This is a genomic window from Staphylococcus sp. HMSC14D10, assembly GCF_001808125.1.
In the GTDB taxonomy this organism is placed as follows: domain Bacteria; phylum Bacillota; class Bacilli; order Staphylococcales; family Staphylococcaceae; genus Staphylococcus; species Staphylococcus haemolyticus.
Window position 1 is genome coordinate 1 of the sequence record NZ_KV792241.1, and the last position, 18,346, is coordinate 18,346.

General features: G+C 32.1%; 16 protein-coding genes, 3 pseudogenes and 1 riboswitch. Of the genes and pseudogenes, 8 read left to right on the forward strand and 11 right to left on the reverse strand.

The window, feature by feature from the left end:
• Window positions 1-76 precede the first annotated feature (76 nt).
• Both HMPREF3134_RS03385 and HMPREF3134_RS03390 read right to left on the reverse strand, forming a co-directional pair.
• Complete coding sequence (locus HMPREF3134_RS03385) at window positions 77-1,147, reverse strand: Ltp family lipoprotein (RefSeq protein ID WP_011276865.1); 1,071 nt, start codon at window positions 1,145-1,147, stop codon at window positions 77-79.
• Window positions 1,148-1,349: 202 nt separating this feature from the next.
• The gene (locus HMPREF3134_RS03390) at window positions 1,350-1,607 is read right to left on the reverse strand and encodes a hypothetical protein (RefSeq protein WP_011276864.1); all 258 of its coding nucleotides are present in this window, start codon (window positions 1,605-1,607) and stop codon (window positions 1,350-1,352) included.
• Window positions 1,608-1,822: 215 nt separating this feature from the next.
• Between HMPREF3134_RS03390 and HMPREF3134_RS03395 the strand changes: the two are divergent.
• Both HMPREF3134_RS03395 and HMPREF3134_RS03400 read left to right on the forward strand, forming a co-directional pair.
• A pseudogene (locus HMPREF3134_RS03395) lies at window positions 1,823-2,572 on the forward strand (amidohydrolase).
• Window positions 2,573-2,749: 177 nt separating this feature from the next.
• On the forward strand, window positions 2,750-2,998 hold the full coding sequence (locus HMPREF3134_RS03400; protein WP_011276862.1) for a GlsB/YeaQ/YmgE family stress response membrane protein: 249 nt from the start codon (window positions 2,750-2,752) through the stop codon (window positions 2,996-2,998).
• A gap of 57 nt (window positions 2,999-3,055) precedes the next feature.
• Here HMPREF3134_RS03400 and HMPREF3134_RS03405 read toward each other — a convergent pair whose 3' ends face one another.
• The gene (locus tag HMPREF3134_RS03405) at window positions 3,056-3,289 is read right to left on the reverse strand and encodes a hypothetical protein (protein ID WP_037551789.1); all 234 of its coding nucleotides are present in this window, start codon (window positions 3,287-3,289) and stop codon (window positions 3,056-3,058) included.
• Window positions 3,290-3,747: 458 nt separating this feature from the next.
• Here HMPREF3134_RS03405 and HMPREF3134_RS03410 point away from each other — a divergent pair.
• Both HMPREF3134_RS03410 and HMPREF3134_RS03415 read left to right on the forward strand, forming a co-directional pair.
• Window positions 3,748-4,376 (forward strand): annotated as a pseudogene (locus tag HMPREF3134_RS03410) (LysE family translocator).
• Window positions 4,377-4,399: 23 nt separating this feature from the next.
• Complete coding sequence (locus tag HMPREF3134_RS03415) at window positions 4,400-4,978, forward strand: histidine phosphatase family protein (RefSeq protein ID WP_070440723.1); 579 nt, start codon at window positions 4,400-4,402, stop codon at window positions 4,976-4,978.
• Between the two features lie 99 nt (window positions 4,979-5,077).
• Here the strand turns inward: HMPREF3134_RS03415 and HMPREF3134_RS03420 are convergent, their stop codons facing one another.
• The 4 genes from HMPREF3134_RS03420 to HMPREF3134_RS03435 form a co-directional block, all read right to left on the reverse strand.
• Window positions 5,078-5,704, reverse strand: a complete 627-nt coding sequence (locus HMPREF3134_RS03420; RefSeq protein WP_037551785.1) for an NDxxF motif lipoprotein — start codon at window positions 5,702-5,704, stop codon at window positions 5,078-5,080.
• Between the two features lie 597 nt (window positions 5,705-6,301).
• The gene (gene ahpF / locus HMPREF3134_RS03425; RefSeq protein ID WP_070440726.1) at window positions 6,302-7,825 is read right to left on the reverse strand and encodes an alkyl hydroperoxide reductase subunit F; all 1,524 of its coding nucleotides are present in this window, start codon (window positions 7,823-7,825) and stop codon (window positions 6,302-6,304) included.
• Between the two features lie 14 nt (window positions 7,826-7,839).
• Window positions 7,840-8,409, reverse strand: a complete 570-nt coding sequence (gene ahpC / locus HMPREF3134_RS03430) for an alkyl hydroperoxide reductase subunit C (RefSeq protein WP_037538531.1) — start codon at window positions 8,407-8,409, stop codon at window positions 7,840-7,842.
• A gap of 420 nt (window positions 8,410-8,829) precedes the next feature.
• Entirely contained in the window at window positions 8,830-9,609 is a 780-nt protein-coding gene (locus tag HMPREF3134_RS03435; protein ID WP_070440729.1) for a 2-keto-4-pentenoate hydratase, read from the reverse strand.
• A gap of 157 nt (window positions 9,610-9,766) precedes the next feature.
• On the opposite strand from HMPREF3134_RS03435, the gene nfsA reads away from it, so the two are divergent.
• Window positions 9,767-10,522 carry an oxygen-insensitive NADPH nitroreductase gene (nfsA, locus tag HMPREF3134_RS03440; RefSeq protein ID WP_037551777.1) on the forward strand — a complete coding sequence of 252 codons (756 nt, stop codon included), beginning with the start codon at window positions 9,767-9,769 and terminating at the stop codon, window positions 10,520-10,522.
• A gap of 82 nt (window positions 10,523-10,604) precedes the next feature.
• On the opposite strand, the gene HMPREF3134_RS03445 is transcribed toward nfsA, so the two are convergent.
• From HMPREF3134_RS03445 to HMPREF3134_RS03460, 4 genes and pseudogenes are all read right to left on the reverse strand, one after another.
• Window positions 10,605-11,993 carry an L-cystine transporter gene (locus HMPREF3134_RS03445; protein ID WP_070440732.1) on the reverse strand — a complete coding sequence of 463 codons (1,389 nt, stop codon included), beginning with the start codon at window positions 11,991-11,993 and terminating at the stop codon, window positions 10,605-10,607.
• Between the two features lie 428 nt (window positions 11,994-12,421).
• Window positions 12,422-12,920, reverse strand: a pseudogene (locus tag HMPREF3134_RS03450) (DNA-binding protein); the annotation flags it as partial.
• A 118-nt stretch (window positions 12,921-13,038) separates the two neighbouring features.
• A complete protein-coding gene (locus HMPREF3134_RS03455; protein ID WP_037551771.1) occupies window positions 13,039-13,707 on the reverse strand; it encodes a hypothetical protein in 669 nt (222 codons plus the stop codon).
• Between the two features lie 148 nt (window positions 13,708-13,855).
• The gene (locus tag HMPREF3134_RS03460) at window positions 13,856-14,263 is read right to left on the reverse strand and encodes a general stress protein (protein WP_037551769.1); all 408 of its coding nucleotides are present in this window, start codon (window positions 14,261-14,263) and stop codon (window positions 13,856-13,858) included.
• Window positions 14,264-14,480: 217 nt separating this feature from the next.
• Window positions 14,481-14,583, forward strand: a riboswitch (purine riboswitch).
• 256 nt (window positions 14,584-14,839) lie between these two features.
• Here HMPREF3134_RS03460 and xpt point away from each other — a divergent pair.
• Genes xpt through guaB form a run of 3 tightly spaced genes read left to right on the forward strand, consistent with a single transcriptional unit; the run spans window position 14,840 to window position 18,191 of the window.
• On the forward strand, window positions 14,840-15,421 hold the full coding sequence (gene xpt, locus HMPREF3134_RS03465) for a xanthine phosphoribosyltransferase (protein ID WP_037551768.1): 582 nt from the start codon (window positions 14,840-14,842) through the stop codon (window positions 15,419-15,421).
• Entirely contained in the window at window positions 15,418-16,686 is a 1,269-nt protein-coding gene (gene pbuX / locus HMPREF3134_RS03470; RefSeq protein ID WP_016931192.1) for a xanthine permease PbuX, read from the forward strand. Before xpt ends, pbuX begins: the two co-directional genes overlap by 4 nt.
• Before the next feature lie 38 nt (window positions 16,687-16,724).
• Window positions 16,725-18,191 (forward strand): IMP dehydrogenase, encoded by a 1,467-nt coding sequence (guaB, locus tag HMPREF3134_RS03475; RefSeq protein WP_037551767.1) that lies wholly within the window; start codon window positions 16,725-16,727, stop codon window positions 18,189-18,191.
• Window positions 18,192-18,346 lie beyond the last annotated feature (155 nt).

Below are 18,346 nucleotides of genomic sequence, written 5' to 3' on the forward strand. Positions count from 1 at the left end.
TTTCACTTATCCAAGAACTTTATGTCCCGGACTCATTCGATATTATAAATACTAATATTTTATTGTCATTAAATCATTATTTTAAATGATCAACGGCATACTGTGCTTCTTCTTCAGTAAATTTGAAACCATCTTTAGAAGACAACATATCCTTAATATCTGATTTAGAAGTATCGCCATCTTTAGATAAAGATTTTGCTCTTTCTAGTGCATTCTCTTTGTAGTCTACTTTTACATTATCGGCAGCATATTTTGCTTCATCTTCTGTGAAATCGTCGTATTCTACTAACTTATTATAAAGTTCACTTTTTGATTCGATAGAGTCTTGCATATATCGTTGGGCATTTTTTAATGCATTCTTTTTAAAATCCGTCTTCAAATGTTTCATTGCGTAATCTGCTTCATCTTTCGTAAATTGACGCCCATCTTTAGACGTAAGTTCGTCTTCAAGTTGCGATTTTGAAGAATAAGATTGGTCACTAATATGTTTTGCTGTTTCTAATGCATTTTCTTTATAGTCAATTTTTGCATGCTTCATTGCATAATCTACTTGTTCACTAGTAAATTGACCTGAATTTTCATCATTTTTAAGATAATCAGTTAGTTCTTTTTTCGAAAAATGTAAGTTATCACTACTTTCTTCTGCAGTTTTTAACGCATTTTCCTTATAATCTACATCTTTTAAATGATTAACAGCATATTTAGCTGTACTAGAATTAAATTTATCACCACTACTAGAAGTCAATTGATTATAGATACCTTTTTTAGACATGTACATTGATTTAGCATAAGTTTCAGCACGTTGCAAAGCTTCTTCTTTATCATTCCCGCCAGCTTTACGAGAGTTACCTTCTTGTTTGGATTCATGCGTTGCATTTTCACTATCACTTGATGAAATTGAGTCTGAGACTTTCATAAAAATCACACAAGCTGCTAGTACCAATATAATTAAAATAACTAGACAGCCACAACCGGCGCCACATCCAATAAGCCAATATTTCCCTTTATTAGAACTATTGGAATCATCGTTTTGAGTACTTTCATTATTACTCACATTTTCATATTTATCTTGATTATGTATATTGTTTTCTTGTGATTGTTCTTGGGATGAATTGGTATTATTTGGTGGCTCTTCATTAAATGCCATTAAAATATCCTCCTTGTAGTTGGTTAACACTAATTACAATCATACATAAATTAAAATTTACATACAATAGCTATAAAATTTATTTTGTGACATTAATTTAAATTCAAGTCATTATATCGCAACTAATTTTATTTAAAACGAAAATTATGATAAAAAACCTGTCATACACTAAATATATAGTATGACAGGCATTTAATAGAAATTATAAACGAATATCGATATCGTCAATTTGCTGTTGATATTCTTTGTATTTACTTTCGACTAACATTTGGTAAGGTGTGTCAAAGAAGTCTGCAAGAATCATTGCATCTTTAAACTTAGGTTCGTGTTGATGATTTTCCCATTCCCATAATTGATGGGGTTCATAATGTGTACCATATTTTTTATTAATTAATTCTGTTAATTCGTTAATTTCAAGATTTCGTTTAGTTCTTAAATTAAAAAGTGTATGTGAACTCATGAAACATAACCTCCTAAAAAACAAGTTTGAATTTAAATTATTTTTACTTACTTTCCAATTCATTAATTATAAGTAAATAATTTGAGCCTTTTATATACAACCTAAGTTATTTAACTATACTAGTCTTGTTCACAATAATTATCAAGTCTTTTAGCTGATAAATATTAATTATGTTATCTTTATTTCAAAAAATATAAATAAAGGGGAAATTTATAATGAAACTATTTGATTCGCATTTTCATATCATTGATTATGATTTTCCGGTGAAGGAAAATAACGGCTATATGCCTCCATCATTTAAGGTTAATGACTATTTAAATCATACTCAGCAATTAAATGTTGTTGGTGGCGCAATTTTATCAGGGTCATTTCAAGGATTTGACCAAGATTATTTAATATCGGCTTTAAATCAACTTCAGGGTTAATTTGTTGGGATAACGCAGCTACCTGCCTCAACATCTGACGATGAAATTCTTCGATTACATGATGAAGGAGTTAGAGCTATTCGATTTAATGTTAAACGTGGTGGGTCTGAAGATATAGCGCTTATTAAGACGTTTGCGTAAAGAGTCTATGATTTAGTTGGCTGGCATTCTGAAATATATATTGAATCCAAACAATTAAAAGATTATAAAGAAATTATAAGTTCGTTACCTAAAGTATCAATCGATCATCTTGGCTTGACCGTAGAAGGTTTTGAAGATTTAAAAGCATTAGTCAAACAAGGTGTTTATGTTAAAGCAAAAGGATTTGGACGTATAGAAGTTGAGCCTATTGCAGCCATTAAGGAACTGATTGACATTAATCCTGATGCCATTATGTTTGGTACAGATTTACCTTCCACGCGAGCAAAGCGCCCTTTTAGTGAACAAGATATTGAGTTAATTCAAAAGCATTTTGATGAAGAGACACAAGAGAAGATCTTTTATAAAAATGCATTAAAATTTTACAGAATTTCAGAATGAAAATCGAATTTGTAGTAGTGGAAAACGAATATATAAATTATCCATAATTTTTATAATGAGATTTGATATAAGTTTAAATAAAAATATAATAAAATTATATCCTAATGTTTATTCATATTGATGCGTGGTATATAAAAGAAGTATACAAAAATAGAAGATGTAAGGAGAGTTCTGAATATGGGCTTTATTGTTATGTTAATAGTCGGAGGATTAATCGGCTGGGTTGCCGGTATGATTATGGGTAAAGATATTCCAGGTGGTATCATCGGTAACATTATCGCTGGTTTAATCGGTTCAGCTGTAGGTAGTAAATTGTTAGGTACTTGGGGACCTGTATGGGGTGGCGTACCAATCATTCCAGCACTAATCGGTGCAATTATTGTTATTTTCGTTGTTTCTTTAATTTTAAAAGCACTTAGAAAATAATAGCAATATTAAGAGAGCTACTTTAATAGTAGCTCTCTTTTTTAGTTTAATGAAATTTTAATTAATTAAAGCCTGATGGTTATGAATATCTTCAAAATCATAGTTCTTTATAATCTCACATCCTAGTGGATGTCTACCATTATCAACGTGCTTATTAACTTCTTCTAATACTTCCAGAATTTCATACTCAGGCGTTTCAATATTAAATGAATACCTAAATATATGTCCGTGATCCGATTTAACAGTTGCCATGAGTTCGTCGTTTACCATTTTATAACCTAGTAATTCCATTATTGATTCCCCTCCAATAAGTGTGATTACTTAGTTATAATGTAGCATGTAAAAATGCATGATGACAGTAATTTTACTTAAATGTTAATGATTATCATTTCACTTATCTTTTTGAGGGGGGTATATTTTAAAAGTAGCTAAAATTGGGCATAAAAAGAGGGTGACGTCGGGTTAAGGCGTCACCCAGGAGTATTATGTTCATGAATATAAAAGACTTTGTAGTTATTATTTAACTACACCCTAATACTATCATGTTACCTACTGTAATGACAATAAAAAGTGCTTAAAATATAAAAAAATTTCGTTTAGTACTAATATTTGTAAAAAGTTATATTTAAGTTATTTATTAAACTTAAAATGATTGTGTCGCTTATTAACATTTAGACTACGCGTAGACTTACATATTTATATAAGTTATGGCATAATTTTTATAATATTTGATTGAAGAGGGTGTATATATGGATCGAATAATAACGTTTATTACTATTACGTTACTTATTATCATTGTGCCTGGTCCAGACTTTTTGATTGTCATGAAAAACACAATCCATTAGGGCAAACTAAATGGTTCTATGGCAGCTTTAGGTATTACCTCTGCTCATATCATTTATTCATCGTTAGCTGTATTGGGAATTGTATATATTCTTACAAGTTTATATTATGTATTTTTGATTATAAAAATTCTAGGTGCCTGTTATCTGATTTATCTAGGCGTACAAAGTATTCGTTCAGCTTGTCAGTCGATGAACTTTAATACGGGTGGTAATAAAGTCAATGATGTGAGTTGTTTTACCTCATATCGACAAGGCTTTCTAAGCACAATTTTGAACCCTAAAGCGTTACTTTATTATGTGAGTGTTTTACCGCAATTTTGTCAACTGGCGGCATTGAAGTGAAATCACAAGTAGCCATTTTATCTTTAGCAGTCATTATGGTTATCTTAATTTGGTTTTTATTCTGTGTATTTGTATTTCAATATATTAAATTATTATTCAGTCAGCCTAAAGTAAAAGTTATATTTGATTATACTGTAGGTTTTATTTTAATTGGATTATCAATTAATTTATTATTAAGCAAGAGTAGATAAATTTCAGTAAAGGATTGTAGTATATGAAATTATATTTAGTGAGACATGGAGAATCACAATCAAATTATGATAATAAACATAATCGAGCTTATTTCTGTGGCCAATTAGATGTGCCATTAACCAAGAAAGGTATTGAAGGAGCAAAAAATTTGGAAAGCTACTTTAAAGACAAACATATTGATCGTGTTTATATATCTGATTTAACTCGAACACAGGAAACCTATCGTTATATCTTTCCTTATGACATACCTTCTACTATCACTTCATTGCTTCGAGAACGTTCTTTAGGAGTATTTGAAGGTGAGTATAAAGATAAGTTAATGCAAGATGCACAATATCATCGTTACTTTAACGATCCTGAATATAAAGATTTTCGTCATAGTTTCACTCAAAAAGCGCCTATGGGTGAAAGTTATAGAGATGTATATAATAGAGTTCATCAATTCTTTGGACAAATGAATATGAGTGACGATGAAACAATTGTAATCGTAGCACATCAAGTAGTTATTCGTTGTATATTTGCATATTTCAATGTAATTGGTGAAGAAGAAGCATTAGATTACAATGTCGAAAATTGTAAACCATACTTTTTAGGAGTATAAAATGTATAATAACAATTGATTAACACGCAAAAATCCAAACTGCATATTTTAACGGTTTGGATTTTTATGTGCCTAGAAAAGTATGTCAGTCACAACATTTTATTTATCTAAAACGTCAGATTTAATATTTTTATCGTCTAGGAATTTTTGAATTTTATCTTGTTGTTTACCATTTACATCACCTGCATAATGTGTAGGCACATCGACAACGTTAATTGTATTTTGTGGTTCATAATTAAGCTGCTCAATGCTCTTATCAACATCTGCGATTGTGCTATTTAAGGCGTGGAAATAATTAATAATACGCTCAGTGTTTTCCTTATACCCAGAAGGTAAGGTATTGTTTTTAACGAATTTTTTGAAATGTAAATCATTTTTAACAGCTAAGTTTGATAATTTGCTGAGCTTTTTAGCTTGTTTATCAGTGATTCTTGTTTGTCCTGTACTTTGTCGGTCAATTTGACTTTGCATCACGTATTTATTATCTAAAATATCGCTATTAACATCTAAATATTTTTTAATGGCTTTATTCATTTCATCTTCGCTAAGTTTTTGGTTCTCTTTATTTGAAGTGAAAATATCACTTTCTGTTAAATTTTTAGCGTGTTTTGGTGCATTAACGCCATTACTATGATGGTCTGTTGTATCATTATCATCCTCAGGTGCACAAGCGCTTAATGTTAGTAATAATGATAAAAAGAGACCTATTAATATATTCTTCTTCATAGGTTTATAAATCTCCTTTATTAGTAACGCAACTATAATTTCACATAATAATAGATTATCATTTATCGAAAAATAATTGAATGTTAAGTACTTAAATTCATAGCCATCTATGAACAATTTGTGGCATTTATCTAGTTACATAGTTTGTAAATCGGCTAAAAGATTATCTAGGATTTTATGGGTCATAGGTAACTTTTTTAATTTTCTCTTATTAATTAGTATAAGTGATTCACTATTTTTAAAAAAATACTAATATAAATTCTTTCAGATTGGCTCATCTCATTGTAAAGTTGTGTTAATGTTTCGGATTGTGAAGCGAATTGAAGTAGCGTATAGACTTTACTGTAATGAGATGATGGATTTACAAGTAGCTTCAAATTACTCAATTGTTCTTCTGAAATTAGGGAAAGTGATTCGTGACATACAGTGACCTCCAACTGTACAAACATAGATTAGCAAAGATAAAGTGAAAGTTACAAAAAAACAGAGACGCTTGTAAAAAACGTCTCTGCTTTATATGAAGATATTTGATAGGTTAAGTGTTTAATATGGATAAATGTGAAGTAAATAAACTTCTAACATATCCTAAAAAGATTATTAATTTCTAATGATATAATCAAATGCATTTAATGCCGCATTGGCACCGGCACCCATAGAAATAATAATTTGTTTATTTTTCTGATCGGTAACGTCGCCAGCAGCAAATATACCTGGAACGTTTGTATTGTTATTACGGTCAATAACAACTTCGCCACGGTTATTTAGTTCTACTGCATCACCAATCCAACTTGTATTTGGAACTAGTCCGATTTGAACGAAGATACCATCTAAACTTAATTCTTTCATTTCGCCAGAATTTAAATCTTCGTAACTAATACCAGTTACATGATCTTCACCTAATACTTCAGCAGTTCGTGCATTAGTGTGGATATCTACGTTTGATAGTGAACGTAAACGATCTTGTAATACAGTGTCTGCTTTAAGTTCTGATGAATATTCAAATAAAGTAACATGTTTAACAATTCCTGCTAAGTCGATAGCAGCTTCAACACCAGAGTTTCCTCCGCCGATAACTGCAACGTCTTTGTTTTCAAATAAAGGACCATCACAGTGAGGGCAGAAAGCAACACCTTTATTGATTAAACGATCTTCACCAGGAATGTTAAGTTTACGCCAGCTTGCACCTGTTGAAATAATAGCGGTTTTAGTTTCTAAAACTGCATTATTTTCAAGTGTGACACGAATAGCTTGGTCTGTCTTCTCGATATTAGTAGCACGGATGCCTGTCATTGTATCAATATCATATTCTTCAATATGAGCAGCTAAATTAGCTGAGAATTGAGAACCTGTTGTTTCTTTTACAGTGATAAAGTTCTCGATGCCAGCAGTATCATTAACTTGACCACCAATACGGTCAGCAATAATACCTGTACGTAGTCCTTTACGAGTTGTATAAATTGCGGCACTACCACTAGCTGGACCACCACCGATGATTAAAACATCATATGGATCTTTACCTTCAAATTCAGAAGCATCTTGTGTACTGCCTAATTTAGTTAAGATATCTGAAATAGTCATACGTCCATTGCCAAATTCTTCACCATCTAAGAATACAGCTGGGACAGCCATGATATCTTCTGATTCTTCACGGAATACAGAACCATCAATCATTGTATGAGTGATATTAGGGTTAACAACACTCATTAGATTTAATGCTTGAACAACGTCAGGACATTTTTGACATGTCAAACTAACGTAGGTTTCAAAGTTGTATTTACCTTCTAAACCTTTAATTTGATCAATAATTGATTGTTTCTCTTTAGGTGCACGACCACTTACTTGTAAAATTGCTAATACAAGAGAATTAAATTCATGACCTAATGGAATTCCGGCAAACGTTACGCCAGCTTCTTCATCAGGTTTGCTGACTGAGAAGCTTGGTGTACGTTTTAATTCTTTTTCTACGATTGTTATATGTTCAGACATTTCAGCGATTTCATCTAAAAGTTCTTTAAGTTCTTTAGATTTGTCGTCAGAACCGATACTAGCTCTGAATTCTACATCGCCTTCCATTAGTCCTAAAAGTTGTTGCAATTGTTGTTTTAAATCAGCATTAAGCATTCTTTAATGCCTCCTTAAATTTTACCTACTAAGTCTAATCCTGGTTGTAATGATTCAGAACCTTCTTCCCATTTAGCTGGGCATACTTCACCTGGATGTTGACGTACATATTGAGCGGCTTTGATTTTATTTACTAATGTGCTTGCGTCACGGCCAATACCATCTGCATTAATTTCAGCTGCTTGAACAACGCCGTCTGGATCAATGATGAAAGTACCACGTTGAGCTAAACCAGCTTCTTCATCTAATACATCAAAATTACGAGTGATTGTTTGAGAAGGGTCACCGATCATTTGATATTGGATTTTACTGATTGCATCTGAATGATCATGCCAAGCTTTGTGTACGAAATGAGTATCAGTTGATACTGAGAATACATTTACACCTAAGTCTTGTAATTTATCATATTGGTTTTGTAAATCTTCTAATTCAGTTGGGCATACGAATGAGAAGTCAGCTGGGTAGAAACATACTACGCTCCAAGAACCTTTTAAATCATCTTGGCTTACTTCTTTGAATTCGTCTTTTTTAGGATCATAAGCTTGCGCTGTGAATGGTAGAATTTCTTTATTGATTAATGACATAACTTAAATTCCTCCTGATTATCATGAATATTAATTAGAACTACATAATAATTATTGCTTGTTTATAATAATTCTAATTTCTTAAATATTATTATTACATGCTACTTCTTATTCGTCAACTTAATGCACTTATAACTATTGAAATGTTGATTTAACATTGTTCAAATAGGTTTTTTGAATCATATGTTGAGAAAGTAAATATGTGTTTAAGTTTTAGTGTTTACTTTGAAAATGTTATTTTAAAAGTGCTTATGAATATCAATTAACTTTTTCCATTCTCAACTAAACATATGTTTTTGATAATAAATAATATGAATAATTAAAAAGACGGAATAGAAATCAACATTAATGATGAAGGTTTCATATCCCGTTCAACAATGGCTAATGTATGGGTTAGTTCTTTATAACTTAAATAGTCAGTTAATCAATAACTTTAACTGTGACAGATCCTACTCTATCATAGTCAGCAGTATAAGTACCTTCTTCTAAATTTAAAGGAGAAATGAAGGTTCCAGATGAAATAAATTGTCCTCTTTTTAATGATTTACCATGAGAATGTAATTTTTTGTTTAACCATTTTACTGATTCAATTGGGTTGCCAAGCACTTCACTAGAGTGACCTGTTTCAATTTGGTTATCATCCTTGAATAACTTTAAATTAATATCAGCAAATGCCTCATAATCAAGAGGTGTGATACGTTCACCAACCACAATAAGTCCAGTAGCTGTATTATCAGAAATTAAATCACCTAAAGTGAAATTTGGGAACCAATCTTTATAACGTGCATCGGGAATTTCGATGCCTGGTGCGACTTTTACGCTTTCTAATATCGTTTGTGTATCAGCATCTTCAGGTAAATCCGCAGTTAATTCGAAAATAATTTCAGGCTCCAATAGTGGTGCAAATAACGTTGTAAGAGACACACCATGACCGTTTTCTACGACTTGATGAGATAAAATAGTACCGTATGCTGGTTCATTAGTGTTAGCAATTGCTTGAGTTGCAGCACTCGTCATACTAACTTTATAACCTTTAATAGGTACATTCTTCTCGGCTTGAATTTGATGGATAAGATCATCTTGTGTTTTATAAGCTTCTGGTTCAGTTAGATTATATGTTTTGGTTACAAATTCGATAGGTTCTTTTGAAATGTATGCTTGAAATAAGGCATTTGATACTTCTTTGTTTGCTTGACTCATGATATCTCCCCTTAAATATCTGAAAATTGTTACTATTATGATAACTATAAAATTATTATCATGCAAATGTTTTACGGAAGATAGTTAAACCTTTATAAAAGCAAAATGAAATATAAATTGTTACGATGTAATAAATAGACTTGAAGGAGTAGATACCATGTCAGACTATGTTTACGATTTGATGAAAAAACACCACTCAGTGAGACAATTTAAAGATAAAGCACTAAGTGATGAAACAGTTCAAAAGTTAGTAGAAGCAGGGCAAAGCGCATCAACGTCAAGTTACTTACAAACATACTCAATTATAGGTGTAGATGATCCTGAAATTAAAAAACAATTGAAAGAAGTTTCAGGACAGCCATATGTTGTCGATAATGGCTATTTATTTGTATTTGTTTTAGATTATTATCGTCATAATTTAATAAATGAAAATGTAGACTTTGATATGCAAACGTCTTTTGAATCGGCAGAAGGATTATTGGTAGGAGCTATTGATGTAGCATTAGTTTCTGAAAATGTTGCTTTAGCTGCTGAGGATATGGGTTATGGTATTGTTTACTTAGGTTCACTACGAAATGATGTTGCGCGTGTCAAAGAAATTTTAGATTTACCTGAATATGCTTTTCCATTATTTGGAATGGCTGTTGGCGAGCCAGCAGATGATGAAAATGGTGCACCGAAGCCACGTTTACCGTTTGAGCATGTATTTCATAAAAACGTTTATAATAGCAATGCTAAAGAACAAAGAGAAGCTATTCAGAAATATGATGAGAAAATCAGTGAGTATTATAAAGAACGTACGAATGGAAAGCGTCAAGAAACATGGTCACAACAAGTTGCTGGGTTCTTAAGTGGTAAAACACGTTTAGATATGTTGGAAGAGCTAAATAAATCTGGGTTAATGAAAAAATAAGCTATTAATAAAAAAGCGTAGCTAATGGTTACAATTGTTCGAAATAAACATTGTAATGTTTTAGCTACGCTTTTTTTAAATATTAATTTGTTGATAAATCTCCATATTCATTTGAATTGAATTTATCTTTATCCATATTACCTGTAAGTTTTGCAGTTCCAGTACCTGCTAATATTGAATCATTAACGTTAAGGGCAGTACGTCCCATATCGATAATTGGTTCTATTGAAATAAGTACCCCTGCAAGTGCAACTGGTAGATTTAAAGTTGATAATACTAAGATAGATGCGAAAGTTGCACCACCGCCGACACCAGCTACACCAAATGAACTGATTATAACAACGCCAATTAATGTAAGAATAAATGGTAAATCAATATCTACATTTGCAACTGGTGCTACCATAATGGCTAACATAGCAGGATAAATTCCCGCACAACCATTTTGACCTATTGATAAGCCGAATGATGCTGAGAAATTAGCGATACCATCTGGTACACCTAATCGTTGTGTTTGAGTTTGAATGTTTAAAGGTAATGCACCAGCGCTTGAGCGAGAAGTAAATGCAAATATAAGCACTTCTAAAGTTTTCTTAACGTAACGCACTGGATTGATTCCCATTACTGCTAATAATATTAAATGGATAATGTACATTGTGATTAATGCTGCATAAGATGCAATCATAAATTTACCTAAGGTCCATATCGCTTGAAAATCACTCGTAGCGATTGTAGATGCCATAATCGCGATGATACCATATGGTGTTAGTCTTAAAACGAATGTAACGATAGACATTACTAATGCGTATATAGCATCGATGCCGCGTTTTAACAAACTACCACTTTCTGGTTGTTTGCGAGCAACACGTAAATATGCAAATCCTACAAAGATTGCAAAGATAACCACTGCAATTGTAGAAGTTGTTCTCTGACCAGTGAAATCTAAGAATGGATTGCTAGGTAATAATTCAAGAATTTGCTGTGGTAACGTATTAGCAGTCAGATCTTTAGCTTGGCTACTAATTTCGCTTCCTCTTGAGTTTTCTGCACTACCTAAATCAATGCTTGAGGCATCAAGTCCAAATACAATGGCATAAAAAATTCCTACTATAGCAGCAATAGCTACAGTACCAATTAAAAACATAAAAATATAAGTACCAATTTTAGCGAATTTATCACCAATTTGTATTTTACTGAATGCTGACACAATTGAAATGAATATAAGTGGCATTACAATCATTTGTAACAAAGCCACATACCCGTCTCCCACAATACTAAACCAGTCAGTAGTTGTTTCAAGTACTTTGGAGTTTGCTCCATAAATAAGATGTAACGCTATACCAAACACAATTCCCAACCCTAATGCGGTAAATACTCTTTTAGGGAATGAGACGTGCTTTCTAGCCATTATGAATAACCCAATTAAAAACAATATCATAACGACAATATTAATAACTGTAAAAAAAGTCCCCATAATTAGTCTCCTTTGAATATTCTAATTCCGACATACTTAATAAGGATAATACTATTTATTTTATATTTCAATAGCTTGAAATAAAAAGTATAAATTATAAGTTTTTGAAAACACACAATAGTTAATTGAATTAAAATAATTTAAAGATTTAAATCGTTAATCATATTAATATAGAAACGAAAAAAGGTGAGACAATGAATTCTGTCTCACCTTTGTATAAAGAGTTAGTATTGCGACAAATAGGTCCTGTTACCAATCATTAAATAATTGAAATCTTTATAAATTAAATAATCTCGCAAAGAAACCTTTATTCTCATCATTAGTTCTATTAAGAGAAGATTGCGTTTTAATATCTTCTTTTAATGTATCGATAGATTGTTGATTATTATCATTAATTTCTTTAACTAAACTATTTTTAGTGTATTCAGATTGCTCTTTTTGAGCTGTTTGGATGGCTTCTTGTGAATTTTGAATAGCCAATAATGATTGATTGTGAGTATCTAATTTTTCAGTGATTTGATTTTGAAGTTCTTTTAATTCCGTTTGTTGTTGGTGAACTTGGCTAATCATTTGACCGAGCATTTGACGTTCTTCGCGCATTTTTTGAATTTCTGTGCGTAATTCTTCTACCAATTGTGTAGCACCTTGATCAGCAGGTAGTTGTTCATTATCTTCTTTGACAATCACTTGTAAGAAGTCTTTTTCTTTTTCAAGCTCTTCAAAAGCTAAATCATAACTATTCGTTTGTTTTACTTTTTCAGCGATATCTTGGAAAAGTTCGATATCTTCTTCTTTAAAGTCAGTAGCTTCACGGCCACGATATTCTGTCTTACTAAGTTGATAGCCACGTTCTTCTAAGTGTTGGACTATCTTACGGACTTGTTTTTCACTTAGTTCGACACGCTGAGCGAATTCTTTGGTTAACATAGCTGAAAGTCCTTTCGTTCTTTGATTTATGTACACTGACGTTTGTCTTCTGTCAGTGAAACGTCAGTCTAACCTCAAATATTAGTTTAACCCTTTATATCGCTCGTTTCAAGTGTTCCTAATGGGGTAGGCGTAAATTCATTTTGACTAATAAAGGATAAATAATATCTCGAGAAATGCCGTTAGCAAACACATATTTTAAAATGTAATTTGATTTAACACTTGCTGGATAGATATCTTTTGTTAATTCTATATTTGATTTAATGAATAAGTCTACTTTAAAAGGCGAGTCAATTTTTGAATAGTTAGGATGTATATATTCAATTTCACTTTGTCGTTCAAAGCCGTTTGATAATAATAATTGTTGGCGTTGAGTTAAAGCTTGTTGATTGATGTCTTTTAATGGATGATTCGTCTTAGGAACTTCCACCATTACAAAATTAATATCACGAGAATGAACTTTATTAGAAAGTTGATTTAATTGATGTTCTATTTCTTGAAGTGTATTAATTAGGACATCTTCATAATTTGGTGTATCATTGGCGATTAAATGTATTAAAAATGCCGAATTTGTTGTTGCTTCATAATGTGCCGTTGCTAAACTAATAATCTCATCATCTTGTATGCCCACAAGAAATACGTAATCATTTTCGGTCTTATTATTTTTTAAGGATCTTTCAATAATATAGCTATCTTCATAGAAATTCACATCTAATTGTTGATTATAAAAAGTGATTGCCTTGTCATAATATTCATCTTTTATTGATTGAATTACGTGAAAATTCATTATGTCACCCCCACGATAGTTTGTTTAAGTATAGCATATTTAAACATTTTGACGTCATTGTTAAAAAGATATTGAGATTGAAAAAAACCGTAAAATGAACTTAAAACTACGTTCATTTCACGGTCTCAAAGTTTAAAATGAATATTGATTATGATTTAGGACCTTTAGATTCGTTTGCATAATGTGTAATATCAATTTCTTCATAAGCTGAGTTATTTTCCTCAACTTCGTCGTGTGAAGAGTTATCTTTGTTGGCAATTACTAAAAATTTACCATCTAAAATATCTTTTTTGTATTTTTCTGTTTGCTCTTCAGATAATTCATAACGAGCTAAAACGGCTTCTTCGCCATCCTCACCAGTTAATAATTTAGACATACGGTCACTAAAAGAACCACTTGTAGCAATTAAAGTAACTTGAGAATCATGGAAATCATCTAAATGTAATTTACTTTTACTTACAACGACTAATTCATTTTCTGAGTATCCTTCAGCTTTTTTCTTATCAATAACGTTATAAATCTCATCTTGCTTGTCTAATACGGTAAAATCTGCCATATTAATCGCCCTCCATCTTTTCGTCCTACTTTTAATAAAAGTATACCCTTAAGAATATTTATAAAACTCAACTATAGTTATTATATAATTAATTAAGAATGGTTTACAAATAGTGATGAACAATATTTAGTTAAACGCTTACACTTGAAAATATTATTATGAAAGGGCTTGTAACAATTTCTATCATATTGAAAATAAAGCAAAAGTTTGCTATTATCGTTAAATAATTTATATTACTCATATAATCTAAAGAATATGGCTTTAGAAGTTTCTACCATGTTGCCACAAACGACATGACTATGAGTTCAGACTCAATACATAAAAGAGCAAGTTTTATTTAAATAGCTATCTAGAATACTATATAAAAGTTGTTTAGCTTTGGAGGTTGTATATTCACCCACTTCATCCTATGAGGTAAAACAAATTTAAAATTATAAAGTGTTTGAAGAAGAATACATTTAAATATACGGCTTCTTGAAATTTCAAAATACTATGTATTGCCTGTACGCTCATGGATCCTGAAACTTTTTCGCAAAGTTTGAGGCTTTTTTGTATACAAATTTAGGAGGTTTTGACGTGGAATCGCTTAGACAGAAAGTCAAAGAAGATGGCGTAGTAATTGACGAAAAAATATTGAAAGTGGATGGTTTTTTAAATCATCAAATCGATGCAAAATTGATGCATGAAGTAGGCAAAACATTTTATGAGCAATTTAAAGATAAAGGTGTCACAAAGATTTTGACAATCGAGGCTTCAGGCATTGCTCCAGCTATTATGGCATCTTTACATTTTGATGTTCCTTGTTTATTTGCTAAAAAGGCTAAACCAAGTACGTTGAAAGATGGCTTTTATAGTACCGATATTCATTCTTTTACAAAGAATAAAACAAGTACGGTTATTGTTTCGGAAGAATTTCTAAATGAGAATGATACGGTTTTAATTATTGATGATTTCTTAGCCAACGGTGATGCTTCACTTGGGTTATATGATATTGCGCAACAAGCTAAAGCTAAAACGGTTGGTATTGGTATTGTTGTTGAAAAGAGTTTCCAAGATGGTAGACAAAGATTAGAAGATGCAGGTTTAAACGTTTCTTCATTATGTAAAGTGGCTTCATTAAAAGGAAACCAAGTGACACTACTAGGTGAAAATGAATGAAGACGTTCATTTTAAGTTTACAACACTTATTAGCAATGTATGCCGGAGCGATATTAGTACCAATTATTGTTGGTACCAGTCTTAAATTTACGCCGGAACAAATTGCGTATTTAGTCACAGTGGATGTTTTTATGTGTGGTGTAGCAACATTTTTACAAGCTAACAAAGTGACAGGTACAGGATTACCCATTGTACTAGGATGTACATTTACTGCGGTAGCACCTATGATTTTAATCGGTCAAACGAAGGGCTTGGATGTGCTATATGGTTCATTGTTTGTATCAGGTATTTTAGTTGTTATTATTGCACCATTCTTCTCTTATTTAGTTAAATTCTTTCCACCTGTCGTAACTGGAAGTGTGGTTACAATTATAGGAATTAATTTAATGCCAGTAGCAATGAATTATTTAGCTGGTGGAGAAGGTGCTAAAGACTATGGAAATCCTAAAAATTTAATTTTAGGAGGCGCTACATTAGTCATTATTCTTATTTTACAAAGATTTACGAAGGGGTTCTTAAAATCCATTGCGATTTTAATCGGACTAGTTGCAGGTACAATATTGGCAAATGTGCTTGGCTTAGTAGATGTTAAGCAAGTGGGAGAAGCCCATTGGTTAGGAATACCTCAACCATTTCGTTTTTCTGGTTTTGGTTTTGATTTAGGTGCGATACTTGTATTTACAATTGTAGCCATCGTAAGTTTAATAGAATCGACAGGTGTATATCATGCACTAAGTGAAATTACTGGTAAAAAGTTGGAAAGAAAAGATTTTCGTAAAGGTTACACTGCGGAAGGTCTTGCTATTGTATTAGGATCAATTTTTAACTCATTTCCTTATACGGCATACTCTCAAAATGTTGGACTAGTATCTTTATCAGGTGCTAAGAAAAACAATGTCATTTACGGCATGGTTATTTTACTTTTAATATGTGGTTGTATTCCTAAATTAGGTGCATTAGCTAATATCATCCCATTACCTGTATTAGGCGGTGCAATGATTGCAATGTTTGGTATGGTTATGGCTTATGGTGTTAGCATTTTAGGACATATTGATTTTAAAAATCAAAATAATTTACTAATTATTGCAGTATCCGTAGGTTTAGGTACAGGCATTAGTGCAGTACCTCAAGCATTTAAAGCGTTAGGTGAGCAATTTGCTTGGCTAACTCAAAATGGCATTGTACTAGGTGCTATTTCAGCAATTATTCTTAATTTCTTTTTTAATGGTCTAAAGTATAAACAAAGCGAAGAAAATGTGAAATAATAGAAATAACTATATAAAAAATGGAGGCTGTATTATCAATGTGGGAAAACAAGTTTGCTAAAGAATCTTTAACGTTTGACGATGTTTTATTAATTCCAGCTGCATCAGATGTGTTACCTAGTGATGCGGATCTTAGTGTTGAATTATCAGAACGAATTAAATTAAATATTCCAGTTATATCAGCTGGTATGGATACAGTAACTGAGTCTAAAATGGCAATCGCAATGGCACGTCAAGGTGGTCTAGGTGTCATTCATAAGAATATGGGCATCGAAGAGCAAGCTGAAGAAGTTCAAAAAGTTAAACGCTCAGAAAACGGTGTAATTACAAACCCATTCTACTTAACGCCAGACGAAAGTGTGTATGAAGCAGAAGCTTTAATGGGTAAATATCGTATTTCAGGTGTACCAATTGTTAGTGATAAAGAATCAAGAGAGCTAGTAGGTATTCTAACTAATCGTGATTTACGTTTTATTGAAGACTTTTCAATTAAAATTTCTGACGTTATGACTAAAGAAAACTTAATTACAGCTCCTGTAGGCACTACATTAGATGAAGCCGAAACAATTCTTCAAGAACACAAAATTGAAAAACTACCTTTAGTTGAAAATGGTCGTTTAGAAGGTTTAATTACAATTAAAGATATTGAAAAAGTGCTTGAATTCCCTCACGCAGCAAAAGATGCGCATGGACGTTTACTAGCTGCTGCAGCTATCGGTACATCTAAAGATACAGAAATTCGTGCTCAAAAATTAGTCGAAGCTGGCGTAGATGCATTAATTATCGATACAGCACATGGTCACTCTAATGGCGTTATTCAAGAAGTAAAAAAAATGAAAGAAAAATATCCAGAGATTACAATCGTAGCTGGTAACGTAGCCACTGCTGAAGCTACACGTGCATTGTTTGAAGCTGGTGCTGACGTCGTTAAAGTTGGTATTGGACCAGGATCAATTTGTACAACACGTGTCGTAGCTGGTGTAGGTGTGCCTCAAATTACTGCGATTTATGATTGTGCTACTGAAGCTCGTAAATTTGGTAAAGCAATCATAGCGGATGGTGGTATTAAATTCTCTGGTGACATTATTAAAGCATTAGCTGCTGGTGGACATGCAGTAATGTTAGGAAGCTTATTAGCTGGTACTGAAGAAAGCCCAGGCGCAACTGAAGTATTCCAAGGCAGACAATATAAAGTTTACCGTGGTATGGGTTCTTTAGGCGCTATGGAAAAAGGATCAAACGACCGTTACTTCCAAGAAGACAAAACGCCTAGAAAATTTGTCCCTGAAGGTATTGAAGGACGTACTGCATATAAAGGTCCTTTACAAGATACAATTTATCAACTTATGGGTGGCGTAAGAGCTGGTATGGGTTATACAGGTTCACCTGATTTAAAAACACTACGTGATGAAGCACAATTCACACGTATGGGCCCTGCTGGTTTAGCAGAAAGCCATCCACATAACGTACAAATTACAAAAGAATCACCAAACTATTCATTTTAATTTAAATCAAGTGTGATGAAGTCAATTTGTTAGAAAGAATGGGGAGCACTTTTCATTTTAAATGTGATTGTCATAGAGGTTGTTCACTTTTAAGAAGAATCTAAAAGCAATGCATTGTGGGAAGTGTCTCTCTATTGTTTACATAAAATTCAATT